The 2,060-nt window shown below is 64.5% G+C and carries 2 protein-coding genes; both read left to right on the plus strand.

The window, feature by feature from the left end; genetic code table 11:
• A partial coding sequence (locus tag AC1DU6_RS28885) for a hypothetical protein (RefSeq protein WP_477861358.1) occupies window positions 1-979 on the plus strand: 979 nt, incomplete at its 5' end.
• 61 nt (window positions 980-1,040) lie between these two features.
• Window positions 1,041-2,051 carry a hypothetical protein gene (locus AC1DU6_RS28890; RefSeq protein WP_477861360.1) on the plus strand — a complete coding sequence of 337 codons (1,011 nt, stop codon included), beginning with the start codon at window positions 1,041-1,043 and terminating at the stop codon, window positions 2,049-2,051.
• Window positions 2,052-2,060: the final 9 nt, after the last annotated feature.

Genomic DNA, 2,060 nt, shown 5'->3' on the forward strand with positions numbered 1-2,060 from the left:
GGTGATGGCATCGCTGGTGCTCATTGGCTTTGTCGCTGCACGGTTGTCGCAACGCGTGGACCTGTTGAGGCAGCAGGCGCAGAGCGTGCAAAGCTATGCGGAAGGCCGCACCCAGGCGTATTCGGCTCAGGCATTGGCGCTGTACTGGTTGACCACTCGACCTTTTGGGTATGCCGGCTCGGGCTTCGCGAACGAGCAACTGCTGACGCATGACGGGCGCCTCTATAGGACGCCCGGCGGAGGATGGGTGTCAGTCCAGGATGACCGCGGGCTGCTGTCGCTCAATGTGCCAAACCAGGATCTCCTGCTTCCCGTCCTTACCGGTTTGGGGGCGAGCTTTGAGCAGGCCTCGCGAATGATCGCGGTGTTGGAGGACTATGTTGATGAAGATAGCCTGCGGCGCATCAATGGAGCCGAGGCGGCAGAGTACGCCGAGCTCGGTTTGCCACCTCCGCGCAATAGTCGCTTGATGAGTGTGAATGAGCTGGCCCGCATGCCCGTCTGGCGAGATCTTCCCGCAGTGCGCGAGAAGATGATGGATTGGAGTGGATTGCGGATTCAGCATGAAATGAACCCGAACACGGCGCCTCTGCCTCTGCTCAAGCTGGCATGGCCGCGCGTCGGCGAGGGGCAGTGGGGTTTGTTTGACACGCTTCGCCGCAGAGCCCCTTTTCCGACGGCGGCCGCTGCAGCTGCCGCGACCGGCATTCCGTTCACCGATCAGCTGACCGACTTCCGCGCGGGCGACGCACTGCGCTTGCGCGTCTGGGCGCCTGGCCTGCCGCAAGCCCTCGAATACAATTTATGGGTTTTGCCTAGCGGCGTCCGTGCGCCGTGGCTCATCCACTCGGTCGAGTATCGATCCAGGCCTCTGGTGCCCGCCCCCACGTCCCCGTCCGCCCCAAGCCCCGTTGAAAACTTTCCGACTCCCAGCCCGGACCTCTCTCGACCCCCAGACCCTGCGTCAATGGCGCCGTAGCGGGTGGGTGGAGCCGACCCGAGCCGGGAAGCGCTCCATCGTGCTCTTGGCGCGCAGCACCATGCGCTACCGCGCCTTCGACCTCCGGGACTTGCCTGTCGCCGAATGGTCCGGTGCGCTCCGTAGCCAATTAGCGGCGTGGCAACCATTTCCGGAATCCCACTGGGTGGTGCAGCTCGCGTCCGGCTGGGCTCAGGTCCACGCCATCCCACGCGACACCGTGTCGGACTTGGCGCCGTCGGTCCGGTGCTGGCCCGAATCAACTTTGCATGAACCACTGCTTGACCAGGGAGTTCGTCTGTTGGCCGCGCTAGAAGGCTTTGAGGGCCAGGTCTGGGCTGGTGGCATCCTGCGTGTCAGTCGCTGGTGGCCGCGCCTGCCCTCGGACGAGGAATGGCAGGCCTTTGTACGTGCCAGTGGACTGGGTGGCGGCGCCGAAGTGCAGCGGCCGGCCGTAGAGACACTTGCGTGGCGAACACCCTTGGTTTCGCCAGTGGCGCTGCATCAACTGGGCCAGGGCTCAATGAGGCCGTTGCAGGCGATTGCATCCGTCGCTCTCCTCGCCCTGCTGGCCCTGACCGGTTATGCCACACACGACACGTGGGACGCTTACCAGGCGCATGTTTCAAGCGCCGCCGAGGCGGAGGCTTTGCGTACTCAGGTAGAGCCTGTTTTGAAGGCGCGCGAGCGTGCAGCGGCACTCCAGCAAGACCTCGCCGCGCTGCTGGCGCCTCTGACTGCAGCTCAGCCGCTGGAAGTTTTAGACCACCTTTCGCGTCGGCTGCCCAATGGCGTTCTGTTGAAGGAATTTGATCTCCAGGGGCTTGAGGTGAGACTGCTGCTTGAGGCGCCAGCTGATGTGTCTCGTAGCCGTTTGATCGAGGCTCTGGAGGCGGGCGGTTGGTTCACCGGCGTATCTGAGCAGACGGGATCCAGAGCAGGCATCGTGTTGCAGATGACGCTGGCGTCGCCGCGCCCGCCCACTGCTTCCAACACGGAGGCGGGCGTGAGCCAGCGATCGGACGAGGCGCCTGCGTCCGCCCCCAGCCTGCCGCCTGGTGTGAAGCCATGAGCCGGGTGC

Source organism: Roseateles sp. P5_B10, from assembly GCF_056400485.1.

Coding starts and splice junctions, on each gene's coding strand:
- AC1DU6_RS28890 (WP_477861360.1), top strand. CDS start 1,041: ATGCGCTACCGCGCCTTCGACCTCCGGGACTTGCCTGTCGCCGAATGG.